The organism is Pseudomonas fluorescens (genome assembly GCF_001902145.1).
GTDB classification, from domain to species: Bacteria; Pseudomonadota; Gammaproteobacteria; order Pseudomonadales; family Pseudomonadaceae; genus Aquipseudomonas; species Aquipseudomonas fluorescens_BV.
Window position 1 is genome coordinate 340,260 of record NZ_MRST01000025.1, and the last position, 20,976, is coordinate 361,235.

20 protein-coding genes are annotated in these 20,976 nt (G+C 62.6%); 10 read left to right on the top strand and 10 right to left on the bottom strand.

Features of this window, described 5'->3' with window-relative positions; all coding sequences use genetic code 11:
* Positions 1-94: 94 nt before the first annotated feature.
* The 4 genes from BUE92_RS17990 (at position 95) to BUE92_RS18010 (ending at position 4,269) form a co-directional block, all read left to right on the top strand.
* On the top strand, positions 95-667 hold the full coding sequence (locus BUE92_RS17990; RefSeq protein ID WP_073525414.1) for a LuxR C-terminal-related transcriptional regulator: 573 nt from the start codon (positions 95-97) through the stop codon (positions 665-667).
* A 405-nt stretch (positions 668-1,072) separates the two neighbouring features.
* Positions 1,073-1,969, top strand: coding sequence for a VOC family protein (locus tag BUE92_RS18000; protein ID WP_073525415.1), 897 nt, complete (start codon positions 1,073-1,075; stop codon positions 1,967-1,969).
* The gene (locus BUE92_RS18005; RefSeq protein ID WP_073525418.1) at positions 1,966-3,357 is read left to right on the top strand and encodes an alginate export family protein; all 1,392 of its coding nucleotides are present in this window, start codon (positions 1,966-1,968) and stop codon (positions 3,355-3,357) included. The genes BUE92_RS18000 and BUE92_RS18005 overlap by 4 nt, the downstream gene beginning before the upstream one ends.
* Positions 3,358-3,450: 93 nt before the next feature.
* Positions 3,451-4,269: an alpha/beta fold hydrolase gene (locus tag BUE92_RS18010; RefSeq protein ID WP_014718098.1), complete on the top strand. Its 819-nt coding sequence runs from the start codon at positions 3,451-3,453 to the stop codon at positions 4,267-4,269.
* A gap of 155 nt (positions 4,270-4,424) precedes the next feature.
* Here BUE92_RS18010 and BUE92_RS18015 read toward each other — a convergent pair whose 3' ends face one another.
* Positions 4,425-4,811 carry a DoxX family protein gene (locus BUE92_RS18015; protein ID WP_073525421.1) on the bottom strand — a complete coding sequence of 129 codons (387 nt, stop codon included), beginning with the start codon at positions 4,809-4,811 and terminating at the stop codon, positions 4,425-4,427.
* Positions 4,812-4,994: 183 nt separating this feature from the next.
* On the opposite strand from BUE92_RS18015, the gene BUE92_RS18020 reads away from it, so the two are divergent.
* Positions 4,995-5,993 carry an NAD(P)H-quinone oxidoreductase gene (locus tag BUE92_RS18020; protein WP_073525422.1) on the top strand — a complete coding sequence of 333 codons (999 nt, stop codon included), beginning with the start codon at positions 4,995-4,997 and terminating at the stop codon, positions 5,991-5,993.
* A 177-nt stretch (positions 5,994-6,170) separates the two neighbouring features.
* On the opposite strand, the gene BUE92_RS18025 is transcribed toward BUE92_RS18020, so the two are convergent.
* Together BUE92_RS18025 and BUE92_RS18030 are read right to left on the bottom strand one after the other, a co-directional pair.
* Positions 6,171-7,301 carry an alkene reductase gene (locus tag BUE92_RS18025; protein ID WP_073525423.1) on the bottom strand — a complete coding sequence of 377 codons (1,131 nt, stop codon included), beginning with the start codon at positions 7,299-7,301 and terminating at the stop codon, positions 6,171-6,173.
* Positions 7,302-7,379: 78 nt separating this feature from the next.
* The gene (locus BUE92_RS18030) at positions 7,380-8,057 is read right to left on the bottom strand and encodes a type 1 glutamine amidotransferase domain-containing protein (RefSeq protein WP_073525424.1); all 678 of its coding nucleotides are present in this window, start codon (positions 8,055-8,057) and stop codon (positions 7,380-7,382) included.
* Between the two features lie 166 nt (positions 8,058-8,223).
* Here BUE92_RS18030 and BUE92_RS18035 point away from each other — a divergent pair, with 166 nt between their 5' ends.
* On the top strand, positions 8,224-9,162 hold the full coding sequence (locus tag BUE92_RS18035) for a GlxA family transcriptional regulator (RefSeq protein WP_073525425.1): 939 nt from the start codon (positions 8,224-8,226) through the stop codon (positions 9,160-9,162).
* A gap of 535 nt (positions 9,163-9,697) precedes the next feature.
* Here the strand turns inward: BUE92_RS18035 and BUE92_RS18045 are convergent.
* On the bottom strand, positions 9,698-10,336 hold the full coding sequence (locus BUE92_RS18045; protein WP_073525427.1) for a GNAT family N-acetyltransferase: 639 nt from the start codon (positions 10,334-10,336) through the stop codon (positions 9,698-9,700).
* 48 nt (positions 10,337-10,384) lie between these two features.
* On the opposite strand from BUE92_RS18045, the gene BUE92_RS18050 reads away from it, so the two are divergent.
* Positions 10,385-11,257 carry an undecaprenyl-diphosphate phosphatase gene (locus tag BUE92_RS18050; protein ID WP_073525429.1) on the top strand — a complete coding sequence of 291 codons (873 nt, stop codon included), beginning with the start codon at positions 10,385-10,387 and terminating at the stop codon, positions 11,255-11,257.
* A gap of 106 nt (positions 11,258-11,363) precedes the next feature.
* On the opposite strand, the gene BUE92_RS18055 is transcribed toward BUE92_RS18050, so the two are convergent.
* Genes BUE92_RS18055 through BUE92_RS18075 form a run of 5 tightly spaced genes read right to left on the bottom strand, consistent with a single transcriptional unit; the run spans position 11,364 to position 15,800 of the window.
* Entirely contained in the window at positions 11,364-12,317 is a 954-nt protein-coding gene (locus BUE92_RS18055) for a Dyp-type peroxidase (RefSeq protein WP_073525430.1), read from the bottom strand.
* A gap of 48 nt (positions 12,318-12,365) precedes the next feature.
* The gene (locus tag BUE92_RS18060; protein ID WP_073525432.1) at positions 12,366-13,184 is read right to left on the bottom strand and encodes a sugar phosphate isomerase/epimerase family protein; all 819 of its coding nucleotides are present in this window, start codon (positions 13,182-13,184) and stop codon (positions 12,366-12,368) included.
* A gap of 2 nt (positions 13,185-13,186) precedes the next feature.
* Positions 13,187-14,386: an NAD(P)/FAD-dependent oxidoreductase gene (locus BUE92_RS18065; protein WP_073525435.1), complete on the bottom strand. Its 1,200-nt coding sequence runs from the start codon at positions 14,384-14,386 to the stop codon at positions 13,187-13,189.
* Entirely contained in the window at positions 14,383-14,709 is a 327-nt protein-coding gene (locus BUE92_RS18070; RefSeq protein WP_044272333.1) for a MocE family 2Fe-2S type ferredoxin, read from the bottom strand. The genes BUE92_RS18065 and BUE92_RS18070 overlap by 4 nt, the downstream gene beginning before the upstream one ends.
* Positions 14,706-15,800 carry a fatty acid desaturase family protein gene (locus BUE92_RS18075; RefSeq protein WP_073525436.1) on the bottom strand — a complete coding sequence of 365 codons (1,095 nt, stop codon included), beginning with the start codon at positions 15,798-15,800 and terminating at the stop codon, positions 14,706-14,708. The genes BUE92_RS18070 and BUE92_RS18075 overlap by 4 nt, the downstream gene beginning before the upstream one ends.
* A gap of 161 nt (positions 15,801-15,961) precedes the next feature.
* On the opposite strand from BUE92_RS18075, the gene BUE92_RS18080 reads away from it, so the two are divergent.
* Entirely contained in the window at positions 15,962-17,011 is a 1,050-nt protein-coding gene (locus tag BUE92_RS18080) for a LacI family DNA-binding transcriptional regulator (RefSeq protein ID WP_073525439.1), read from the top strand.
* 18 nt (positions 17,012-17,029) lie between these two features.
* On the opposite strand, the gene BUE92_RS18085 is transcribed toward BUE92_RS18080, so the two are convergent.
* Complete coding sequence (locus BUE92_RS18085; protein ID WP_073525440.1) at positions 17,030-18,991, bottom strand: sigma-54-dependent Fis family transcriptional regulator; 1,962 nt, start codon at positions 18,989-18,991, stop codon at positions 17,030-17,032.
* 187 nt (positions 18,992-19,178) lie between these two features.
* On the opposite strand from BUE92_RS18085, the gene BUE92_RS18090 reads away from it, so the two are divergent.
* Positions 19,179-20,195, top strand: coding sequence for a Gfo/Idh/MocA family oxidoreductase (locus tag BUE92_RS18090; protein ID WP_073525441.1), 1,017 nt, complete (start codon positions 19,179-19,181; stop codon positions 20,193-20,195).
* The gene (locus BUE92_RS18095) at positions 20,195-20,974 is read left to right on the top strand and encodes a TIM barrel protein (RefSeq protein ID WP_073525442.1); all 780 of its coding nucleotides are present in this window, start codon (positions 20,195-20,197) and stop codon (positions 20,972-20,974) included. The genes BUE92_RS18090 and BUE92_RS18095 overlap by 1 nt, the downstream gene beginning before the upstream one ends.
* Positions 20,975-20,976: the final 2 nt, after the last annotated feature.

Here is a 20,976-nt window from a genome sequence, read left to right on the forward strand (position 1 = left end):
TACAATGACCCACCCCTGATCGTGCGCCAATTCGTGTAACTACTTACACGGGTAAGTAGCGCCCCAGGGCATTGAACAACGAGGCAGGATGCCCATGACCGCGCTAGCCCAGCAATTTCCCGACCTAGAACGCCTGGCGTTCAAGCTGTCCCCTGCCCCGCAGATCGTCACCAGCGACCGCGTGATACTGGACTGCAACGACGCTTTCCTGAAGCTGTTCGGCTATAGACGCGACGCGCTGGTCAACCAGCTGACCCTGCTGATCTACCCGTCCCAGGCCGACTACCACGCCATCGGCAAGCGCAGCCATGACTGGCTGCTCGACAGCGACAACGGCTTTTATTCCGATGAACGCTTCATGCAGCACCACAACGGCGAAGTGTTCTGGGCCAAGTCCCACGGCTATACCCTCACCCCCAAAGACCCGTTCAAGCTGATGATCTGGCACTTCGAACGCCTGGACCGCATGCACCAGGGCACCGGCGACCTCACGCCCCGGGAGCGTGAAATCGCCATGCACATCGTCAACGGGTTCAAATCCAAGGAAATCGCCCTACGCCTGGCGATCTCCCACCGCACCGTCGAGGTGCACCGGGCGCGGTTGATGAAGAAGCTGCAGGCCAAGACGGTGGTGGAGTTGGTGTCGAAGATCATTATGGTGGCGTGACAGATAACGGCTGTTTAACCGATGCCCCGCTCCCACAGAGGTTTGCATCTGGCGCTGACTCTGTGGGCAGTACATAACCCCTGTGGGAGCTGGCTTGCCTGCGAAAGCGGTCGTGCAGTAACAGATGCAGTCACTGACACGCCGCCTTCGCGAGCAAGCCCGCTCCCACAGTTTGATCGCGGGGTGTCAGGTAGATAAGCGTCGGCTGGCAGGCCGTCATCGCAGCGATGCGGCGACCCGACAAGCCAGCTCCCACATTTAGATTGAGGGGTGTCAGGTAGATAGGCGTCGGCTGTCTGGGCCGCGTAGCTGAAACGTTCAACCGAGCACGTCCATACAATTCCCCACCGCCCTGCCCCCCTAACCTCACGGCTTTCGAACCCTCAGAAGCGCTGGAGAACGGGCATGGGTAACACAGCAACCAAGGTATCGCTGGCATTGACGCTGCTGGCAAGTGCGATGATGAACAGCGCGTTTGCCGCCACCCCGAACGTGGCCGTGGCGCCGCAGTACGACACCAGCCATGTGTATGTGGCACCGGCCGATGTGGACCGTTTTGCCCAGAGTTTCCTCGCCACCTTCGGCGGCAAAAGCACGCCCCAGGTCGTGGTCAACGTGCTGCCGGTGCCGAGCAGCACCACCTCGCAATTGCTCCAGACCCCGGCGGGCACCGTGTCCTTGTTCGGCTTTACCACCCCCGTGCCTCACCCGTTCGGCCAGGAACGCAACGGCTATCTGGTCAAGGACATGGACGTGGCCCTCAAGGCGGCGCGGGACAATGGCGCCGACGTAATCGTCAGCGATTTCCCCGACCCCATCGGTCGTGATGCCGTGGTGCAATGGCCGGGTGGTGTGAACATGCAGCTCTACTGGCACACCAAGACCCCGGATTACACCGCCTTCGAAACCGTGCCGGAAAACCGTGTGTATGTGTCCAACGACAGCGCCGAGCGGTTTATCAAGGCGTTCCTGGGGTTCTCCCACGGCAAGGTAGTGAGCGACGATAAGCACGCCCCAGGCGTTGATGTCGGCCAGGCCGGCGGCCACTACCGCCGCGTTGATATCGAATCGCCGTTCGGGCGCATGGCGGTGCTGGTCACCAATGGCCAACTGCCCTACCCGTTCGGCCACGACACCACCGGTTATCAGGTCAACGACCTCGCCGCTACCCTAGGCAAGGCCAGCGGCTCTGGCGCCAAAGTGCTGGTACCGGCATTCGACAGCAAAGGTCGGCGCAGTGCGTTGGTGGAGTTCCCGGGCGGTTATGTCGCAGAAATCCACCAACTCAGCGCGGCAAAATGATTCGTCACGCAGGCTGGAGCCTGGCTGTGCTGTGGCCGTTGCTTGCTGGCAGCGTGCAGGCCGACGACCAGCCGGTACGCCCGGCGATCAAGGCCAACCGCTGGCAGGAAGACTGGTCTGTGCTCAAGGACAGCGCATTGCGCACGCAACCGCTGGACAACCTCAAGTACATCCCACTGTCCGCCGCCAACCCGTTCACCTACTTGTCGTTGGGCGCAACCTTGCGTGAGCGCTTCGAGATGAACGACGCCAGCGGGTTCGGCGTGCGGGATGTACCGCGTGACCGCTACCTGATCCAGCGCTTTCAGGTGCACGCCGACTTGCACCTGAACGAACACTGGCGGCTGTTCACCCAGTTGGAAGATGTGCGGGCCTATGACAAGACCGCCATTGGCGGTGCCGACCAGAACCGCGTCGACCTGCGCCTGGCCTTTGCCGAATACGTGAAGACCTTCAACGCAGGCACCTTCAAGGCACGGGCTGGCCGCCAGGATTTCGCCTTCGACTTGCAGCGTTTCATCTCGTCACGGGACGGCCCGAATGTGCGGCAGTCCTTCGATGCGTTGTGGGCGGACTGGGAAACGCCGCAATGGCGCTTTATCGGGATCGCCAGCCAACCGGTGCAGTACCAGGATGGCCGGCATTTCGACGATAAGTCCAACAGCGACGCGCGCTTCCACATGCTGCGGGTCGAGCGGCTGGTGGGCGGCACCAATGAGTTGTCGGCCTATTACGGCGTGTACGAGCGCAGTGCCGCCCATTACCTGGACGCCAACGGCGAAGAGACGCGCCAGTTGCTGGACGCCCGCCTCGGTGGCGCAGCCCAGGGTTTCGACTGGGACGTCGAAGCCATGCTGCAACGCGGCTCGGTGGGCAGCCAGACGATTCGCGCCTGGGCCGGTGGCAGCCGCACCGGCTACACCTTTGACACGCAGGCCTGGAAGCCGCGTATCGGCCTGCAACTGGATATCGCTTCCGGTGACCGCCAGGCAGGTGACGGCAGGGTCGGCACCTTCAACCCGCTGTTCCCCAATGGCTACTACTTTTCTCTGGCGGGCTATACGGGCTACAGCAACCTGATCCACGTCAAGCCGTCGATTACCGTCAAGCCCATCGCCAAGCTCAGCGTGCAAACCGCTGTCGGCCTGCTGTGGCGGCAGACCACCGCAGACGCCGTCTACACCCAGCCCAACCTGGCCGTGGCTGGCACGGCGGGCCAAGGTGAGCGCTGGACCGGCGCCTACGGTCAACTGCGCACCGACTACGCCTTTACGCCCAACCTCAGTGGTGCGGTCGAGGCGGTGCACTACGCGGTCGGCCAGACCCTGCGTGGTGCCGGTGGGCACGACAGCAATTACCTGGGCATGGAGCTCAAATTCAGTTGGTGAGACAAGCACACCCATACAAGCCTGGGCTCAGGTTTACGGCAATAGTGATGCGGTTTTTTCACCGCCCTTTTTCAGCCCTGCAAGGAGTTTCAGATGAGCACATTCGTTGCCAAAGACGGTACCCAGATCTACTTCAAGGACTGGGGCAGCGGTAAGCCCGTGCTGTTCAGCCACGGCTGGCCGCTGGATGCGGACATGTGGGAATACCAGATGGAATACCTGAGCAGCCGTGGCTTTCGCACCATTGCCTTTGACCGTCGTGGTTTTGGCCGCTCGGACCAGCCCTGGACCGGTAACGACTACGACACCTTCGCTGACGATATCGCCCAGTTGATCGAACACCTGGACCTGCAGGACGTGACCCTGGTGGGCTTCTCCATGGGTGGCGGTGACGTGGCGCGCTACATCGCCCGCCACGGCAGTGCCCGTGTCGCCGGCCTGGTGTTGTTGGGCGCGGTCACGCCGATATTCGGCCAGCAAGCCGACTACCCCCAAGGCGTGCCTGGCGAGGTGTTCGATGGCATCAAGGCCGGCCTGTTGAAGGATCGTGCGCAGTTCATCAGCGACTTCAACACGCCGTTCTTCGGTCTCAATAAAGGCCAGCACGTTTCAGAGGGTGTGCTCAGCCAGACCCTGCAGATCGCCATGCTCGCGTCGCTCAAATCCACCGTGGATTGCGTCACCGCGTTTTCGCAAACCGACTTCCGCCCGGACATGGCCAAGATCGACGTACCGACCCTGGTGATCCATGGGGACGGCGACCAGATCGTGCCGTTCGACACCACCGGCAAAGTCGCGGCCCAGATGATCGAGGGCGCACAACTGAAGGTGTACAAGGATGCGCCTCACGGGTTTGCAGTGACCCACGCTCAACAGCTCAATGAAGACCTGTTGGGGTTCCTGAACCGCTGATGCATCCCTTGATGCCCCTGTAGGAGCGAGCTTGCTCGCGAAGAACGTCAACGATAACGCGTGCTTGCTGAATGAAAGCGGCGCCTATGCGTTTTTCGCGAGCAAGCTCGCTCCTACAGAAGGCAGAAGGCCGGGCTCGCCCGGCCTTTTTTTGTTCAGGCAAAGCGCTGAGCCAATACCAGCCGGCCCGGCCCGGCAATGAGGATGCTGGTAAAGATGATCAACAGCAGCCAGCCGAACTGCCCTTCCAACAGCGTCCACTCCGGGTGCACCACCAGCAAAGCGATGACCAGCACCGCCAGGACCGGCAGGCACGCCAGGCGCACCAGTACGCCCGCGATGATCAGCAGCGGGCACAGCACCTCGGCAAAGATCGCCAGCAGCAACGTGACATGGGCGCCCAGGTGAAACGGGTCCTCGATCAGCTTCAATTGGTCGCTGTAGTGGAGCAACTTGGGCAACCCATGCACCCACAGCAGGAACAACGCCCCGCTGACCCGCAGGAACAACAGCCCGATATCCTGATTTCTCGCTTCGTTCATACGCCACCTGTGTCCGTCAAAAATGAGCGGCAGCCAGTGTGTCCGAAGCCACACCGACGCACTTGCAGGCTTGTGCTGAAATCCTGCGGTTGCATTGCCCAGAGAACCCGGCATGCTCTTGCTGAACTGCCGACCCCGCGCTACGGTCCCAACCCATACGCTCATCGCTACAGGAACTTTTCCATGACGCTCCCCCAAGAAATGACCCTGATCGAAATCACCACCCCTGGCGGGCCCGAGGTCTTGCAGCCGCGCAGCGCCGATGTGCCAGTGGCCGGGCCAGGCGAGATTCTGATTCGCGTGCACGCCGCCGGGGTCAACCGCCCCGACGCCTTGCAACGCGCGGGTAAATACCCGATGAAGCCCGGCATGAGCCCGATTCCGGGGTTGGAAGTGGCCGGTGAAGTGGTGGCGCTGGGCACTGGCGTGAACGAATACAGCCTGGGCGACAAGGTCTGTGCGCTGACCAATGGCGGTGGCTACGCGCAGTATTGCGCGGTGCCGGCCAGCCAGGCGCTGCCGATCCCTGCGGGCATGGACTGGATTCAGGCCGCTGCCGTGCCGGAAACGTTCTTTACGGTCTGGGCCAACCTGTTCGGCCTCGGCGGAGCCCGCAAAGGTCAGCGCGCCTTGATCCACGGCGGCACCAGCGGCATCGGCACCACCGCGTTGATGCTCTGCCAGGAGTTCGGTATCCAGGCATTCGCCACGGCTGGCAGTGCCGACAAATGTGCGGCGATTGCCAAGCTCGGTGCCGAGCCGATCAACTACCGCGAACAGGCATTTGCCGAGGTCATCGCCAAACAGACCGATGGCAAAGGCGTCAACGTGATCCTCGACATCATGGGCGCCTCGTACCTGAACAATAACCTCAAGGCCCTGGGCATGGACGGCCACCTGGTTATCCTCGGTTTCCTCGGTGGCGCCAAGGCCAACGACGTCGACCTGCTGACCATCCTCGGCAAACGCGCAGTAATCACCGGTTCGCTGCTGCGCGCCCGCACGCGGGAAGAAAAGGCCGGGATTGCCCAACAACTGCGCGAACACGTGTGGCCGGTACTCAGTGCCGGACGCTGCCTGCCGATTATCGACCAGGTCTACGCCTACACCGACGCCGCCCAGGCCCATGCGCGGATGGAAGGTGGGGACCATATCGGCAAAATTGTGTTGCGGGTGGAGTGAGGCATTTTTGATGTGGAGAGGGGTCGCCTGGATGCCAGTCCGTCAAGCGCAGATCCCTGTGGGAGCGGGCTTGCTCGCGAAGGCGATGGGCCAGTCAACATACATGTTTGCTGGGCCGACGTCTTCGCGAGCAAGCCCGCTCCCACATTTGATTTTCATTGGTTTGAGCATCGCGTGTCACTGGTGTACGGCATACACCGGATAATCCACATACCCCGCCCGTGTCCCGCCATACAAGCCTTCGGCCTTCAACGCATTCAGCGGCCAGCCATTGAACAGCCGCTGGGGCAAGTCCGGGTTGGCAATGAAGGGCCGTCCAAAAGCAATCAGGTCCGCCAGCCCGGCCTCGACCAGTCGAGCACCGCGCTCGGCGGTGTAGCGCCCGGCGTAGATGATCCTGCCGCGGAAGGTGCGGCGCACGGCCTGGCGGAAAGTCTCGGGCAGGTCGGGCGCGTTGTCCCAATCGGCTTCGGCAATGGACACATAGGCGATGCCCGCCGCCTCCAGCACCTTGATCGCTTCGATATAGGTCGTATGCGGATCTTCTTCCACCAGGCCGATGTACACCCGGTCCTGATCGGTGCCACTGAACAGCGGCGAAAAGCGCACGCCCAGGCGTTCCGGCCCCACCACCTTGCACACCGCTTCGACAATCTCGCGCAGCAAGCGCAGGCGATTGTCCAGCGAGCCGCCGTACTCATCCTCACGCAGGTTGGAATGGGCCGAGATGAACTGGTTGACCAGGTAGCCGTTGGCCGCGTGAATTTCCACGCCGTCGAACCCGGCGTCCAGGGCATTGCGTGCAGCCTGGGCGTAGTGCCCTACCAGCTCTTCGATTTCCAGCGTGGTCAAGGCACGGGGCACGGGTGGCTGCACCAGTTCACCCCTACCCGGCCCGGTTTCAATGAAGGCTTTGGCTTGCAACGCCGGCAGCGCAGACGGGCCCACCGGGGCACCACCGTCAGGTTGCAGCGCGTTGTGGGACACCCGCCCCACGTGCCATAGCTGGGCGAAGATCACCCCGTCCTCGGCATGCACCGCTGCGGTGACTTTGCGCCAACCCTCGATTTGCGCCGGTGTATGAATGCCCGGCGTCCACGCGTAGCCCTGGCCCCGAGGTTCGATCTGCGTACCCTCGCTGACCATGAACCCCGCACTGGCCCGCTGGCGGTAGTACTCGGCCATCAGGTCGGTGGCGATATTACCCGGCTGGGCGCTGCGCTGGCGTGTCAGCGGCGGCAGTACGACGCGGTTGTTCAAGCGGTGATGCCCCAGCTTGATCGGGGTGTTCAAGATGCAGTCAGGCACGGCAATATTCCAAATTCAGGACGAACGAAAACCGTGGCGACTCCTGGAAGCCGCCACCGCGTAGATCGGTTGATTAACTTAAGCGCAGAGTGTCAGCAGGGCCTTGGCCACTTCGCTGGAGCTGCCTGGGTTTTGCCCAGTCACCAGCAAGCCGTCGACAATGACGAAGGATTGCCAGTCGGCGCCCTTCTCATACTGGCCGCCCAGTTTTTTGAATTCATCTTCAATCAGGAACGGCACGACCTCCGTCAACTGCACCGCGGCCTCTTCCGAGTTGGAGAACCCGGTGACGCGGCGGCCCTTGATCAACGGCTCACCGTTAACCGCCTTGACGTGACGCAAGGCACCCGGTGCATGGCACACAAAGCCGATGGGCTTGCCGGACCGCTCGAAGGCTTCGATCAGCGCGATGGACACCGGCGACTCCGCCAGGTCCCACAGCGGGCCGTGGCCGCCTGGGTAGAACACGGTGTCAAAGTCGGCGGCATTGACCGAGTCCAGCTTCACGGTGTTCGCCAAGGCTTGCTGCGCAGCCGGGTCTTTGCCGAAGCGCTCGGTCTGCTCGGTTTGCGCATCCGGTTCATCGCTCTTGGGGTCCAACGGCGGCTGGCCGCCGGCCGGGGAAGCCAACACTACCTCGGCGCCAGCGTCCTTGAAGGCGTAATAAGGTGCGGCAAATTCTTCGAGCCAGAAGCCGGTCTTGCGTCCGGTATCGCCAAGCTGGTCGTGAGAGGTCAGTACCATTAATACTTTCATTTTCCAGTGCCTCGATCGATGTGAATAACAGTTGTCCCATGTTAGGCAGCGAGGCAGTGGCTCACAATGTCATATCCGCAAGGATTGCGGACATGCACCAAAGTCGGTTGCCGTTTGCCGGGCACGCGCCGACAATCGCCTCTCCCCCGCCCCTTGGAGAGATGCAATGCACAGCGTTGCGCTGATGGTTTACCCGAATTTCCAGTCGTTGAGCCTCAGCCTGGGCTCGGTGTTCGAGTGCGCCAACCTGCTGCGCGGCGAGCCGGCCTATGAGTTTCACCTGGTGTCGGAAGGCGGCGGTGCAGTGATGACCTCCCAGGGTTTTTCGGTGAACACCAGCGCGCTCCGCCCAGAGGGCTATGACACCTTGATTGTCAGCGGCTACCTGGAGTTTCGCCTGCCGGAAGCCAACCTGCTGGAGCTGGTCAAGGCAGCGTCCGCGCAGTCGCGCCGGGTGGCGTCCTTATGCATGGGCATCTTTGTACTGGCCGAGGCTGGCCTGCTGGCTGGCAAGCGCACCACCACCCACTGGATCCATGCGCCGGCATTTCGCAAACGCTACCCGGATATCCACCTGGAAGAAGACAAGTTGTTCATTGTCGACGGCCAGGTGTGGACCGGTGCGGGCATGAGCGCCGGGGTCGACCTGGCGCTGGCGATGGTGGAGGACGACCTGGGCAGCGGCCTGGCCCGGCGCATCGCACGCAAGCTGGTGATTGCCCAGCGCCGCGGCAGCGAGCAGTCGCAACTGTCGGCCTTGCTGGAGCTGGACCCCAAGTCCGACCGCGTGCAACTGGCCTTGGCTTACGCTCGCGAGAACCTCACCCAGGATTTATCCGTGGAGGCCCTGGCCGATGTCGCCCGGCTCAGCCCGCGCCAGTTCAGCCGGGTGTTTCGCGAAGAAACCGGTCAAACCCCAGCCAAAGCTATCGAAGCCCTGCGGGTGGAAGCTGCGCGGGCGATGATGGAAATCAGCCGTCACCCGGTGGAAGTGGTGGCGCGCGAAACCGGGTTTGGTGATCGCGAACGTATGCGCCAGGCGTTTCTCAGGGCGTTCGGGCAGCCGCCCCAGGCGATGCAGCAGGTGTTGTTCAACCCGGGCTAGGCCCGTGACGGCCTGACAGCCGCCTCCATCTATCTGACACCCCTCGGTGCAAATGTGGAAGCTGGCTTGCCTGCGATGACGGCCTGCCAGCCGACGCCTATCTACCTGACACCCCGCGATCAAACTGTGGGAGCGGGCTTGCTCGCGAAGGCGGCCTGACAGTCAACACAGTTGGACTGGGTACATATCCGTTCCTGCGGTAACGGCCACTTAGGGTTCCGCTCTGACAGCGGGTCACTTTTGGAAAAGAGCCCCAAAGGTAACCAAAAGGGCTCTTGCCCCACCACTCGGCACCTCGCTTAGGCTCGGTGTGCCCGAACGCAGGCTTGAATCCGTGGGCCGCCGCCACGCGCCATCCATGGCGCGGGGCGGCTAACCCGGCGTCCTGCCGGGTTACCCACGAATTCAAGCCTGCGTTCGGCCAGCGTGGTTTGACGGGGCGCTTAAGATCAAGATCAAAAGCAGATCAAGAGCGGCTCGCTTCGCATCGTGGTTACCGTAGGATATCTATGCTCATCGGGAGAACACCCGCCCGTCAATGCAACGATGCCCGGGTAATCAGGTAGTTCACCAACTGTGGCTCATCGTCCAGTTCAATGCTCTGCACCGGGCGCGGCAGGTTATCCAGCACGGTGCGCCAGAACGCCTGGGACACTTCGTCCTGATCATAGAAACGCACCAACCAATTGGCCGTGCCGCTGCACAGCACCTGGCTGGCGATGGCACGGCCGATGCCCTTGCGGCGGTAGCGCTTGAGGATGAACAGGTCAGCCAGTTCCAGGGCGTCGATGCCCGGTAGTTCGCTGCCTTCGATCAACAGGAAACCGGCGATGTAGCCGTCTACCAGCAGCAGGTTGGCGCTCCATTGCGGGTCGCTCCAGTAGCGGGCCAGGTGTTCGTCGTGGATGTAGAAACGCCCATCGGCCTCGACATCTTCCTGTTCCCAGTCCGAAGACTCGTAGGCGTAGTACTGGTAAAGATTGCGGATCAGTTCGGCTTCTTCGGGGCCGGTCTGGATCAATTCGACGGTGGTTTCAGGCATGGGGCTCTCGGTGGAAAAACGCAGGGCGCCATTGTTCACAAAAGTGCTGCCCACGCCAATGGCCTGGCGAATCCTTTCTATTGGCTGAACCGATTGCAAATAGCGGTCACCCGGGCCGAAATCCTGAAACATTTAGAATAAACTTCGCCGGTTTCCCCCTATTGCTCAAGGACACGTATTTTGACCAACGTCTGTACCGCCGGCCTGGATGTGGGCTTTGCCTCCATGGATTACCTGCAAATCTTCATCCTTGGGGTGATCCAGGGCATTACCGAATTGCTGCCGGTGTCGTCCACCGCCCATATGCGCGTGGTGCCCGCCCTGCTCGGCTGGCAAGACCCGGGCTCGGCGTTTTCGGCAGCCATGCAATTGGCGGCGCTGGCGGCAGTGGTCAGTTACTTCTGGCGGGATGTGCAGCAGGTCACCACCGGCAGCATCAGTGCGGTGCGTCGGGGCGACTACGACGACCGCTGGTTCAAGCTCGCTGTGGCGATTGTGCTGGCAACAGTCCCGATTGGCATTGCCGGCCTGGCGTTGTCGTCGACGTTGAATGCCTGCAACTCACCCTTGCGCGGGCTGATGGTGATCGGCATTTCCTGCGTGGTGATGGCGGTATTGCTGGCCCTGGCTGAAGTGCGCGCCCGCCATACCCGCGACGTAAGCCAGATGCGCTTGCGCGATGCGCTGATTGTGGGGGTCGCGCAGATCGGCGCGTTGATTCCCGGCGTGTCGCGCTCGGGCTCCACGCTGACCGCGGCGCTGTTCCTGAACTTCAAACGCGAAGAAGCGGCGCGGTTTTCCTTCCTGTTAGGGTTGCCGGCCATCGCCCTGGCCGGTTTGAAAGAGTTGTGGGTGCTGCTGCGCGCCGACCTGCCCGTCCACGCCTGGCCGCACTTGATCTTCGGCCTGGTGGTGGCCAGCGTCTCGGCGTTCTTCGCCATTTGGGGCCTGATGAAGTTTCTGGAGCGCTTCTCCACCTGGCCGTTCGTGATCTACCGTGCGCTGCTGGGGGTGTTTTTGATCGTGGCCGTCAGCACCGGCCTGCTTACCTGACCCTTGTAGGAGCGAGCTTGCTCGCGAAAAACCCAAGGCCACCGCGTACATACAGAATGCCCGCGTTATCGTTGACGTTTTTCGCGAGCAAGCTCGCTCCTACAGATTATTGGCGGTCGGCCAGCGCTTCGAGCAAGTCGGCCGAGGGCACAAAGAACAGGCCGCCGGTCACCGCCGTGCTGAAGTCGAGCAGGCGGTCGTAGTTACCCACCGGGCGACCGACGAACATGTTTTCCAGCATCTGCTCCAACGGCTGCGGCGAGCGTGCGTAACCGATGAAGTAGGTGCCAAATTCACCGGCGCCAGGGCGGCCGAAGGGCATGTTGTCGCGCAGGATCTTCACTTCCTGACCGTCCTGGTCAGTGATGACGGTCAAGGCGCTGTGGGAGTTGCTCGGCTTGCTCTCATCATCGAGTTCGATGTCGGATAACTTGGTGCGCCCGATCACCTTCTCTTGAGCCTCCACCGTCAAGCCATTCCACGCGGTCATGTTGTGCAGGTATTTCTGCACCAGCACATAGCTGCCGCCTTCGAACTCAGGGTCTTCATCACCCACCAGGGTGAAGGCCTCGGCCTTGCGCCCCACCGGGTTCTCGGTGCCGTCGACGAAACCGATGATGCTGCGCATATCGAAGTAGCGAAAGCCCTGGACCTCATCCACCACCTTCACGCTATCGCCCAGGGCGGCCATCAGTTGGGTCGCCAGCTCGAAACACAGGTCCATCTGCTCGGCACGGATGTGCAGCAGGATGTCACCTGGGGTCGACACCGCCTTGCGCCCTTGCACACCGAACTCGCGAAACGGATGCAAGGCCGCCGGGCGCGGCACGCCGAACAGGCGGTCCCAGGCATCCGAGCCAAACCCGCAAACGCAAGTCAGGTTGCCCGAGGGCACGCGCTTGCCTACCGAGCGCACCAGGCCTGCGATGTCGGCGCACCAGGCCCGCACGTTTTCAACCGCATCGGGCGCCAGGGTGGCGACCATGAAGATCGCGCTGCTGGTGATCGGGTGGCACACCGATTGCGGTTCGAGCGGAGGTCGGACGGGACAGGTTTTCATGGGCATTCCACAGGCTGGGGGCGGTTTGAACCCGCGCAGGTTAGCAGATCATCGATGGCAACTGGCCCACACCTGGCGAATCAGGGCTTTGAGCTTGAGCGCCTCGGCCCAGCGATCGGTGAGTTCGCGGCCCTGTGCATCGGTAATCGCATAGGGTGGCGGGCCCAACTCGCAAGTGAAGGACAAGCTCTGCGGGGTGTCAGCGCGGCCCAGCCAGTGTTCGATTCCATAGCGCCACCAGCCGGTAAACCGCTCGACCCACGGTTGGTGCTGGGGAAAATCCAGGCCAACCTGCACCTGTTCGCTGCTGGCGATGCGGCCATGAAAGCCCCAGCTGTGACGCAGGATGGTGCGTATCTGTTCGTCGTCTTCCACACTGCCGGGCTCGGGCAACTCGCGGCCAACCACGTAGTGGGACAGGTCAGCGAGCAGTTTCAGATCGGGCATCTGAGCCAGCAGGTCGAGGGTGAACAGCAGGTCGTTGGTGAGCCGATAACGGTGGGTTTCCAGCAGGATCGGAAAGTCCACCTGTGCGGCCAGGCGTTGCCAGCCGTCGATCAGCCTGGCCGCCTCGGCCTGGGTATGCGGGCGCACGTCGGCTTGCAAGGTGAGGTGATGACAGCCGTAACGGCTGATCACCTCCAATGCCCTGGCCAGATCATCCACCGATTGCGGGAACAGTTGCCCTTCAATCTGCAAGCCCCTGGCCGTGGCCGCCGCGTGCAGGCGCTGCACCGATGCAGGTGCCCAGTAATGGTCGGTGATGCCGTCATAACCGGCGGCGGCGATGCGGTCCAGTTGCGCTTCGAGGCTGCCGGCCTCGGTCTGCATGGCCCACATCGATTGGAATACTAAAAACTGGCGCATGGTCAGCCTCGCAATAACGGCTTCAGGGATACGTCAGGGTCGGCCAGGCTGGCCGGGTTAAGCGGGATGTGGGCGGTGATCAAGCGCTCGCACAGCTTGATATCCTTGGCTGCACGGTTACCCAAGGCCCAACCGCAGGCACCCTGCAAACGGTGATGGTCGTCAAGGTAGAACAGCAGCAGGCCGCCGTCGGGCAATTCACGGCGAACCATCAGCGCAGTCATCACCCCGACGATGTGCAAGCCCCATGCGTATTGATCGGACCAGAAACCCGGGATCGTCTCGAACGCCAACTCCCGCCCCAGCAGGTTCAACGCCGCAAGACGGCCCTGGGCTTCGGCGTTGCGCCAGGTTTCCTGACGCTGATAAAGGCCCGCCAGGCGAAACTCGCACACATCCCCCGCCGCGTAGATATCCGCCGCACTGGTGCGCAAGTACTCATCGACGCGAATGCCCTGCCCGACGTCCAAACCTGCCGCCGCGGCCAACTCGATGTTGGGCTGCATGCCAATGCCGACCACCACCAGGTCGCAGGGCAGCCGTTGCCCGTCGACCAGTTGCACGGCGTCGGCGTGGATGCACTCCAGGGCGACGTTCAAACGCACGTCCACACCCTGCTCACGGTGCAATGCCAGCAACGCGTCACTGATCACCGGCGGCAACACCCGCCCTGCCAGCCGTGGCCCGGCTTCCAGTAGCGTCACCTCGCAGCCCAGGCCACGCGCTGTCGCCGCCACCTCCAAGCCGATAAAACCACCGCCGACCACCACCAGCCGTGCGCCAGGACGCAGGCCATCACGCAGGGCCAAGGCCTCATCATGGGTGCGCAGGTAAAACACATTCGCCTGCGCCTGGGGCAAACGCCGCGCCCGGCCTCCGGTGGCGAGCAGCAGGCCGGCATAGGTCAACCATTGGCCGTCGCCCAGTTGCAACCGGTGGTGCTGTGGCTCCAGGCAGCTGACCGGGTTGGCGGCGATATGCTCGACCCCGAGCGCCGCCAACTGCTGGCTGTCACACAGGCTGCATTGCGCCAGGTCAGTCGAGCCTTGCAGCAAGCCCTTGGACAACGGTGGCCGTTCGTAGGGCAGATGCGCTTCATCGCCGATCAGGATCAAGCGCCCACTGTAGCCTTCTTCACGCAGGGTCAGTGCCGCACGGCCACCAGCATGGCCAGCGCCGACGATGATCAGGGGGGCGTTCATCCTTCGGCCGTGACGGCGAGCAGCACCCGCCCCGCATCCACCCGCACGGGGTAGGTCTTGAGGTTGACGCACACCGGCGCACCCAGGGCCTTGCCGGAGCGGTAATCAAAGCGCCCGTTGTGCTTGGGGCACTCGATCACATGGTCCATCACCAGGCCGTCGGCCAGATGGATTTTCTCGTGGGTGCACAGGCCGGCGGTGGCAAAGAATTCATCCTCGGCAGAACGGAACACCGCATAGGTCTGCGCGCCATGGTCGAAGCGCAGCACGTCTTCTGCTTCTATTTCGCCCACGGCGCAGACGTCGATCCATTGATCGTTCATACATTTATCTCCAATGACTGGCTTTCACTCTGTGGCGAGCGAGCTTGCTCGCCACGGGTGGGGCGTTGGACGAAATAGCTGGGGTCGCTGCGCTGGCGCCAGATCGTCGGAATGATTTCCTGGTAGGCCTGCCACAGGTTGGCATACGGCGGCGGGCAGTCGCTGCGGATCTCTTCGTGCAGTTGACTGAGCGCGTGGTAAGGCACCATCGGGTACATGTGGTGTTCGAGGTGGTAGTTCATGTTCATGTAGATAAAGCGCAACACTCGGTTCATGTAGATGGTGCGGCAGTTACTGCGGTGGTCGAGCACATCTTCGGCCAGGCCCACGTGTTGGCTGAGACCAAACAGGTAGCCGAGCCAGGCGCCATAGAGGCTGGGCAGGCCCACCAGCATCAGCGGCAACCAGCTGTGCAGGTACAGCGCGGTGCCGATGATCAGGGCGTAGAGGCCGACCCAGATACGCGCATCCCGGTACACCTTGGGCCACTCGGATTCGGGGATGAAGTCCTGCTCCTGGGCGCTCATTCGCCCGAGCGCATGGCGGGCCACGCCGCTGAAGGTCTTCCAGGCCAGGGGCAGGTTGAACAGGCTGAGCGCCATCATCCATAAACTCGGCGGGCGCGGTTCGACGATCTCCGGGTCGCGACCGACGACGATGGTGTCGGTGTGATGGCGGGCATGGCTCCAGCGCCACACGTGGGGTTCGAAGAGGCACATGAAGCTCGCCACCTGATACAGCGCATCGTTCATCCAGCGGGTCTTGAACGCCGTGCCGTGGCCGGTTTCGTGCCAGCGCGGGTTGGAGGCCGTGCCGTAAAGCACACCGTAGGCGATAAAGAATGGCACGCAGGCCCAAGTGCCCCAGAACCAGTAGCCGCCGACACCGGTGGCCAACAACGCCAAGAACCACAGGGCGGTGTCGAGCAAGGCCGGGCCGTCGCGGCGTTGCATCAGGGCTTTCATGCGACTGCGCGGGATGGGCGACTGGTACCAACGGGCCGAGACCAGGCCCTTGTCGGCGGCGCGGGCCGCTTCGGGCCCGGTGAGGCTATAGTCGCGCCGAGCGCGGTGAGCGGTGTGTCCAGGCATTGTTATTGTTCTCCGCAAGCGTGGGTTTCAGGTGCTTTGCGAAACCAACGATAGAGTGCGGCTAAATCACCCTCAAGGCCTTGAATCCATTCCCTATCAAGCTATCATCCAGGCCCAGCGGGGCTTGATAGTTTTCTATCAAGACGCTCAAGGGGCCTGCCATGCACAACAACAAACGCCCAACCATCGCCACCGTTGCCGCCCATGCGGGGCTCAGCGTAGCCACCGTCGACCGCGTGTTGAACGCCCGCGCACCGGTCAACCCCGGCACCGCGGAGCAGGTGTTCCAGGCTGCCGAAGCGGTGGGCTATTTTGCTGCGCGCCTGATCGGCCAGCGCATTCGCGAACGTCGGCCCACCTACCGGTTCGGCGTGCTGTTGCTGGGGACCGCCCAAGCCTTCTATGCGCAGTTGGCCCACGCCATCAGCGAGGCAGCGCAGCATCACGCCACCGCCAACCTGAGCTGCCAGTTCGACTACATCAACGACCGCACGCCCGGCGCCATCGTCGCGCAAATCGAACAACTGGCCGTGCAATGCGACGCCCTCGCGGTGGTCAGCTTCGCCCATCCACTGATCAACGCCTGCCTGGCACAGATCCGCGAAGCCGGCGTACCGGTGGTTGCCCTGCTCTCGGATATCCATGAGCACGCCGCCGAACCCTATGTAGGCCAGGACAACCACGTGGTCGGGCGCACCATGGGTTGGCTGCTGGCGCGCACCTGCGGCGCACGCAAAGGCAGCGTGGGCATCCTGTTGGGCGGCCATCGTTTCCTCGGCCATCAGGCACGGGTCGAAGGCTTGCACAGCTACCTGGCCGAACACGCGCCGGGGCTCAAACCGTTGGAGCCGCTGATCAACCTGGACAACTGCGACATCACCGAAGAAGCCACCCTCGACCTGCTCAGCCGCCATACCGATTTACGTGGGTTATGCGTGGTAGGCGGTGGTGGCGACGGCGTAATCAACGCCCTGGCGCAACTGCCCAAGCGCCCGACGCTGTGCTGCATCCTGCAAGAGTCCACGCCGTTGTCGCGCCAGGCATTGAGCAACGGGTTGATTGATGTGGTGATGGACTCGCAGCCACGGCAGACGGCCGTGGCATTGGTGCAATTGCTGGTGCGCTTGCAGAGTGATGAGGGGTTTGACCCATTGAGGCACCGCGTGCATATACCGCCGCAGATAGTGACCCCGGAAAACCTGTGCAGCTGATCGGTTTGGCTGCAGGTTTCAGCGCTCACGGAAATCGGCGGCGCTCAAGCCAAACCGACTCATCTTGTTGTACAGCCCGCCCCGCGACACATCCAGTTGCTGTGCGGCCAGGCGAATGTTGCCGCGGGTGCTGGTGAGCGCGGCAACGATGGCGTGCATTTCATGGCTGCTCAAATCCTGTGCGGGTTGTGGCGAGTAGGCGCGTAAGGCCATGCGTTGCTGGGTTTCCAACGGCAAGTCAGCCGATTGAACCAGCTCGCCCATCGCCAGGTTGGTCGCACGCTCGATAACGTTCTCCAGTTCCCGCACGTTGCCCGACCACCCATGGGCTGACAGCAACGCCAACGCATCCGGCGCGAAACCTTGCACCTCTTTGCGTAGCGAGCGAGCACAGCGCTGCAGGAAATGCCGCGCCAGCAGTGGGATATCGTCACGGCGCATGCGCAGTGGCGGCACGGTCAGGTTCAGCACGTTGAGTCGGTAGTAAAGGTCTTCACGAAACGCGCCCTCGGCCACCGCCTGGCTCAGGTTGCGATGGGTGGCCGCGATGATGCGCACGTTTACTTGCCGCGAATGCTTGGCCCCGACGCGGGTGATTTCACCCTCCTGCAAAACACGCAGCAGGCTGACCTGGGCGTCGAAGGACATGTCGCCGATTTCATCCAGGAAGATGGTGCCGCCATCCGCCAGTTCGAACTTGCCTGCCGCCCCACCCCGGGCCGAGCCGGTGAACGCGCCTTCGACGTGGCCGAACAGTTCACTCTGCACCAGGTCCCGTGGGATCGCGCCGCAGTTGACCGCCACAAACGGACCGTTGCAACGCTCGCTGCCGTTATGAATGGCTTGGGCAAACAGTTCCTTGCCGGTGCCGCTTTCGCCGAGGATCAAGGTGGTGGACTCGCTGCGACTGGCAATGCGCCCCAGGTGCAGTGCGTCTTGTATGGCCCGCGAGGTCCCCAGGATGGTCTCGAAGGTATAGCGGGCCTGGGTGCCGATAATACGCCGGGTAATCTCGCGGATACGGCGATTTTCGCGCACCGACACAATCACCCCACCCTGCTCCAGCGGGCATACCGAAACGAGGCAGGCGAGTTGGCTGCCGTCGTGCAGGTGGAAGGTGCAATCGAGGTCGCGCACAGGCTCACCCAGTGCGCCGTTCAGTTCACTGCGGCCCAGGCGCTGGAAAGGACTGCCGATCAACTCCCGCCCTACCCCGAACAGTTGCCGCGCATAACGGTTGAGCGCCTTGATGCAACCACGCTCATCGAGCACCACCAAGCCTTCGTTCAGCACTTCGAGCACGGCCTGTTGTTCTTCCAGCAACACCTGCAGCGCCATCTGCCGCGACACCGCTTCGGCCGCCGCTTGAACGGTGCCCAGGGTATGGAAATGAAACCAGCCGGGCTCGGCGGTCAGGGTGAGCATGGCCAGGGTCTGGCCTTGGGTATCCTTGATCGGCGCGGCGGCGCAGTGCATGTGGCGCTGGCGCAGGCCGCTGGCGAAGTTTTCTTCAGCCAGCACATAGACCAGGCGATCTTCGGCCAGGGCCAGCCCGGTGCAGTTGGTGCCTTGCACCGATTCGAGCAGGCGACTGCCCACCGGGGTGATGTCCAGCCCGCAGAAATACAAGGTCGTGCCATCGGCATCCGTAAGGTTGATATGGCCGCGCGGGTTGTAAGCCAGCAATCCATGCATGACTTGCGCGGCGGCGGCGATCAGGGCGCGATGGTTGGCCAGGGTCGCCGCCAGCGCTTGAGGCGCAACAAAGCGATAGTCGCTGTTACCGGGCTCGATCCCCGCCTCGACACTGCGTCGCCAGGAATCCCAGATGACCTGGCGCACCCCGTCGGGACGCACGACTTGGCCAGTCAGGCATTGGCGCCACGCCTGTTCCAACGCAGCAATCGGCCCGTCGTTCAGCGCGGCAGGCCCCAGGCTCGTGAGGTATTCGAGGTCTTGCACACTGAACGCCTGGGACATTGCGGTTATCCATGTTCATATTTTCGACATGCCAGTATAGACATGTCATGAATATGAACACTTTTTTGTTCAATAGAAAAATAATCCACTATTAATCAATAACTTATAAATTGGCACACGCATTGCTCCTGCCACTGTGTCACTCAGGACTGTCCTGAGGACCCACAACAACAAAAGGGGTCGCTTCATGAGTACACAGAACATCCGCCTGGGTTTGATCGGTGCCGGTCGCATGGGCAGCTTCCATGGCCTTACCGCCGCACGCCACATCCCCGGTGCCTGCCTCGCCGCCATCGCCGATCCCGTTCCAGGCCAGGCCGCACGCCTGGCAGCAGAGCTGGGGGTGGACAAGGCCTACACCGACCCGCAACAGCTGCTGGACGACCCGGACATCGACGGTGTTCTCATCGCCGCCCCTGCCCGTAGCCACGCCGAGCTTGTGATCAGTGCCGCCCGCGCCGGCAAAGGCATCTTCTGCGAAAAGCCCATGGCGATTACCCTGGATGAAGCCGACCGCGCCATCGCCGCCGCTGCCGATGCACGGGTGCCATTGCAGGTCGGCTTCAATCGGCGCTTCGCCAAGAGCTTTCGCACGGCGCACCTCGACATCGCCGCGGGACGTATTGGCACGCCACAGCTGCTACGCTCGCTGACCCGCGACCCGGCGCTGAACAACCCGGCCAACTCACCGCAATGGGTGATCTTCCTCGAAACCCTGATCCACGACTTCGACACCTTGCGCTACCTCAACCCTAAGGCCGAAGTGGTACAGGTGCAGGTGATGGCCGACGCACTGATTGCCCCGCAATTCAAAAGCCAAGGCTTGCTCGATACCGCCGTGGTCACCCTGCGCTTCGACAACGGCGCCATTGCCACCGCCGAAGCCAGCTTCCAGGCCGTGTATGGCTACGATGTGCGCGGCGAAGTGTTCGGCAGCCAGGGCATGCTGAGCATGGGCAGCCTTAACGACTGCGATCTGGTGCGCTACCTGGCCCAGGGTATCCAGGCAGACACCCAGCGGATGGACACCGAGCTGCTGCGCGACGCCTACATCGCCGAGCTCAACCACTTTGTCGACTGCCTGCGCAGCGGCGCCAAGCCACTGGCCAGTGGTGAAGATGCGCGCGCAGCCCTGGCAATTGCCCGTGCGTGCATTGAGTCGTACCAAACCGGCAAGGCCGTGACCGTTCAAGGAGCCCGCTGATGATGCCGTTCAAATTGGCCGTCAGTGCCGAAATGGTGTTCCTCGACCTGCCCTTCATCGAACGGGTCAAACGTATTCATGCCCTGGGTTTCAGCGCCGAAATCTGGAGTTGGGCCGATAAGGACATTCAGGGCTTGGCCTCGACGGGCGCGGACTTCACCTCGATGACCGGCTACCTCAGCGGCACCCTCACCGACCCCGACGGCAGCCGCCAACTGCTCGATAGTGCCCGCGAATCCCTGGGCATTGCCGCGCGCCTCGATTGCCCCAGCCTCAACTTGCACGGCACCGGCCTGGGCGATGGCGGCCTGCCGGTGCAGCCGGTCAGCCAGACCAGCGGGCGCATGTGGCTGAGCGCGTGCAAAACCCTGGAAAAAATCGCACGGTTGGGTGAAGACGCCGGCCGTGTGTTCCTGTTGGAAAACCTCAACACCGCCGTCGATCACCCGGGTACACCGTTTGCACGTGCCGACGACACCCTGGCCCTGATCGAAGCCGTCGGCAGCCCGCATCTGAAGATGAACCTGGACCTGTACCACGCGCAGATTGGCGAAGGGAACCTGATCGAATTGATCCAGCGCGCTGGCAGCGCCATCGGGGAAATCCAGGTCGCTGATGTGCCTGGACGCAAGGAGCCCGGCACGGGCGAAATCCACTACCCGGCCATTGCCCGGGCCTTGCACGCCATGGGTTACACCGGTGTGGTCGGCCTGGAGGGCTGGGCCAGCGGCGACAGCGAGTCGGCCCTGGAGCGTTTCCGCCAGGCATTCACCCTATAACA

Bases quoted from the DNA above. Each gene is read 5' to 3' on its own strand.
- BUE92_RS18085 (WP_073525440.1), bottom strand. From the start codon at position 18,991: ATGTCCCAGGCGTTCAGTGTGCAAGACCTCGAATACCTCACGAGCCTG.
- BUE92_RS18035 (WP_073525425.1), top strand. From the start codon at position 8,224: ATGCACAGCGTTGCGCTGATGGTTTACCCGAATTTCCAGTCGTTGAGC.
- BUE92_RS18010 (WP_014718098.1), top strand. From the start codon at position 3,451: ATGAGCACATTCGTTGCCAAAGACGGTACCCAGATCTACTTCAAGGAC.
- BUE92_RS18005 (WP_073525418.1), top strand. From the start codon at position 1,966: ATGATTCGTCACGCAGGCTGGAGCCTGGCTGTGCTGTGGCCGTTGCTT.
- BUE92_RS18075 (WP_073525436.1), bottom strand. From the start codon at position 15,800: ATGCCTGGACACACCGCTCACCGCGCTCGGCGCGACTATAGCCTCACC.
- BUE92_RS18080 (WP_073525439.1), top strand. From the start codon at position 15,962: ATGCACAACAACAAACGCCCAACCATCGCCACCGTTGCCGCCCATGCG.
- BUE92_RS18045 (WP_073525427.1), bottom strand. From the start codon at position 10,336: ATGTTTCAGGATTTCGGCCCGGGTGACCGCTATTTGCAATCGGTTCAG.
- BUE92_RS18000 (WP_073525415.1), top strand. From the start codon at position 1,073: ATGGGTAACACAGCAACCAAGGTATCGCTGGCATTGACGCTGCTGGCA.
- BUE92_RS18095 (WP_073525442.1), top strand. From the start codon at position 20,195: ATGATGCCGTTCAAATTGGCCGTCAGTGCCGAAATGGTGTTCCTCGAC.
- BUE92_RS18060 (WP_073525432.1), bottom strand. From the start codon at position 13,184: ATGCGCCAGTTTTTAGTATTCCAATCGATGTGGGCCATGCAGACCGAG.
- BUE92_RS18055 (WP_073525430.1), bottom strand. From the start codon at position 12,317: ATGAAAACCTGTCCCGTCCGACCTCCGCTCGAACCGCAATCGGTGTGC.
- BUE92_RS18030 (WP_073525424.1), bottom strand. From the start codon at position 8,057: ATGAAAGTATTAATGGTACTGACCTCTCACGACCAGCTTGGCGATACC.
- BUE92_RS18015 (WP_073525421.1), bottom strand. From the start codon at position 4,811: ATGAACGAAGCGAGAAATCAGGATATCGGGCTGTTGTTCCTGCGGGTC.
- BUE92_RS18090 (WP_073525441.1), top strand. From the start codon at position 19,179: ATGAGTACACAGAACATCCGCCTGGGTTTGATCGGTGCCGGTCGCATG.
- BUE92_RS18020 (WP_073525422.1), top strand. From the start codon at position 4,995: ATGACGCTCCCCCAAGAAATGACCCTGATCGAAATCACCACCCCTGGC.
- BUE92_RS18065 (WP_073525435.1), bottom strand. From the start codon at position 14,386: ATGAACGCCCCCCTGATCATCGTCGGCGCTGGCCATGCTGGTGGCCGT.
- BUE92_RS18070 (WP_044272333.1), bottom strand. From the start codon at position 14,709: ATGAACGATCAATGGATCGACGTCTGCGCCGTGGGCGAAATAGAAGCA.
- BUE92_RS17990 (WP_073525414.1), top strand. From the start codon at position 95: ATGACCGCGCTAGCCCAGCAATTTCCCGACCTAGAACGCCTGGCGTTC.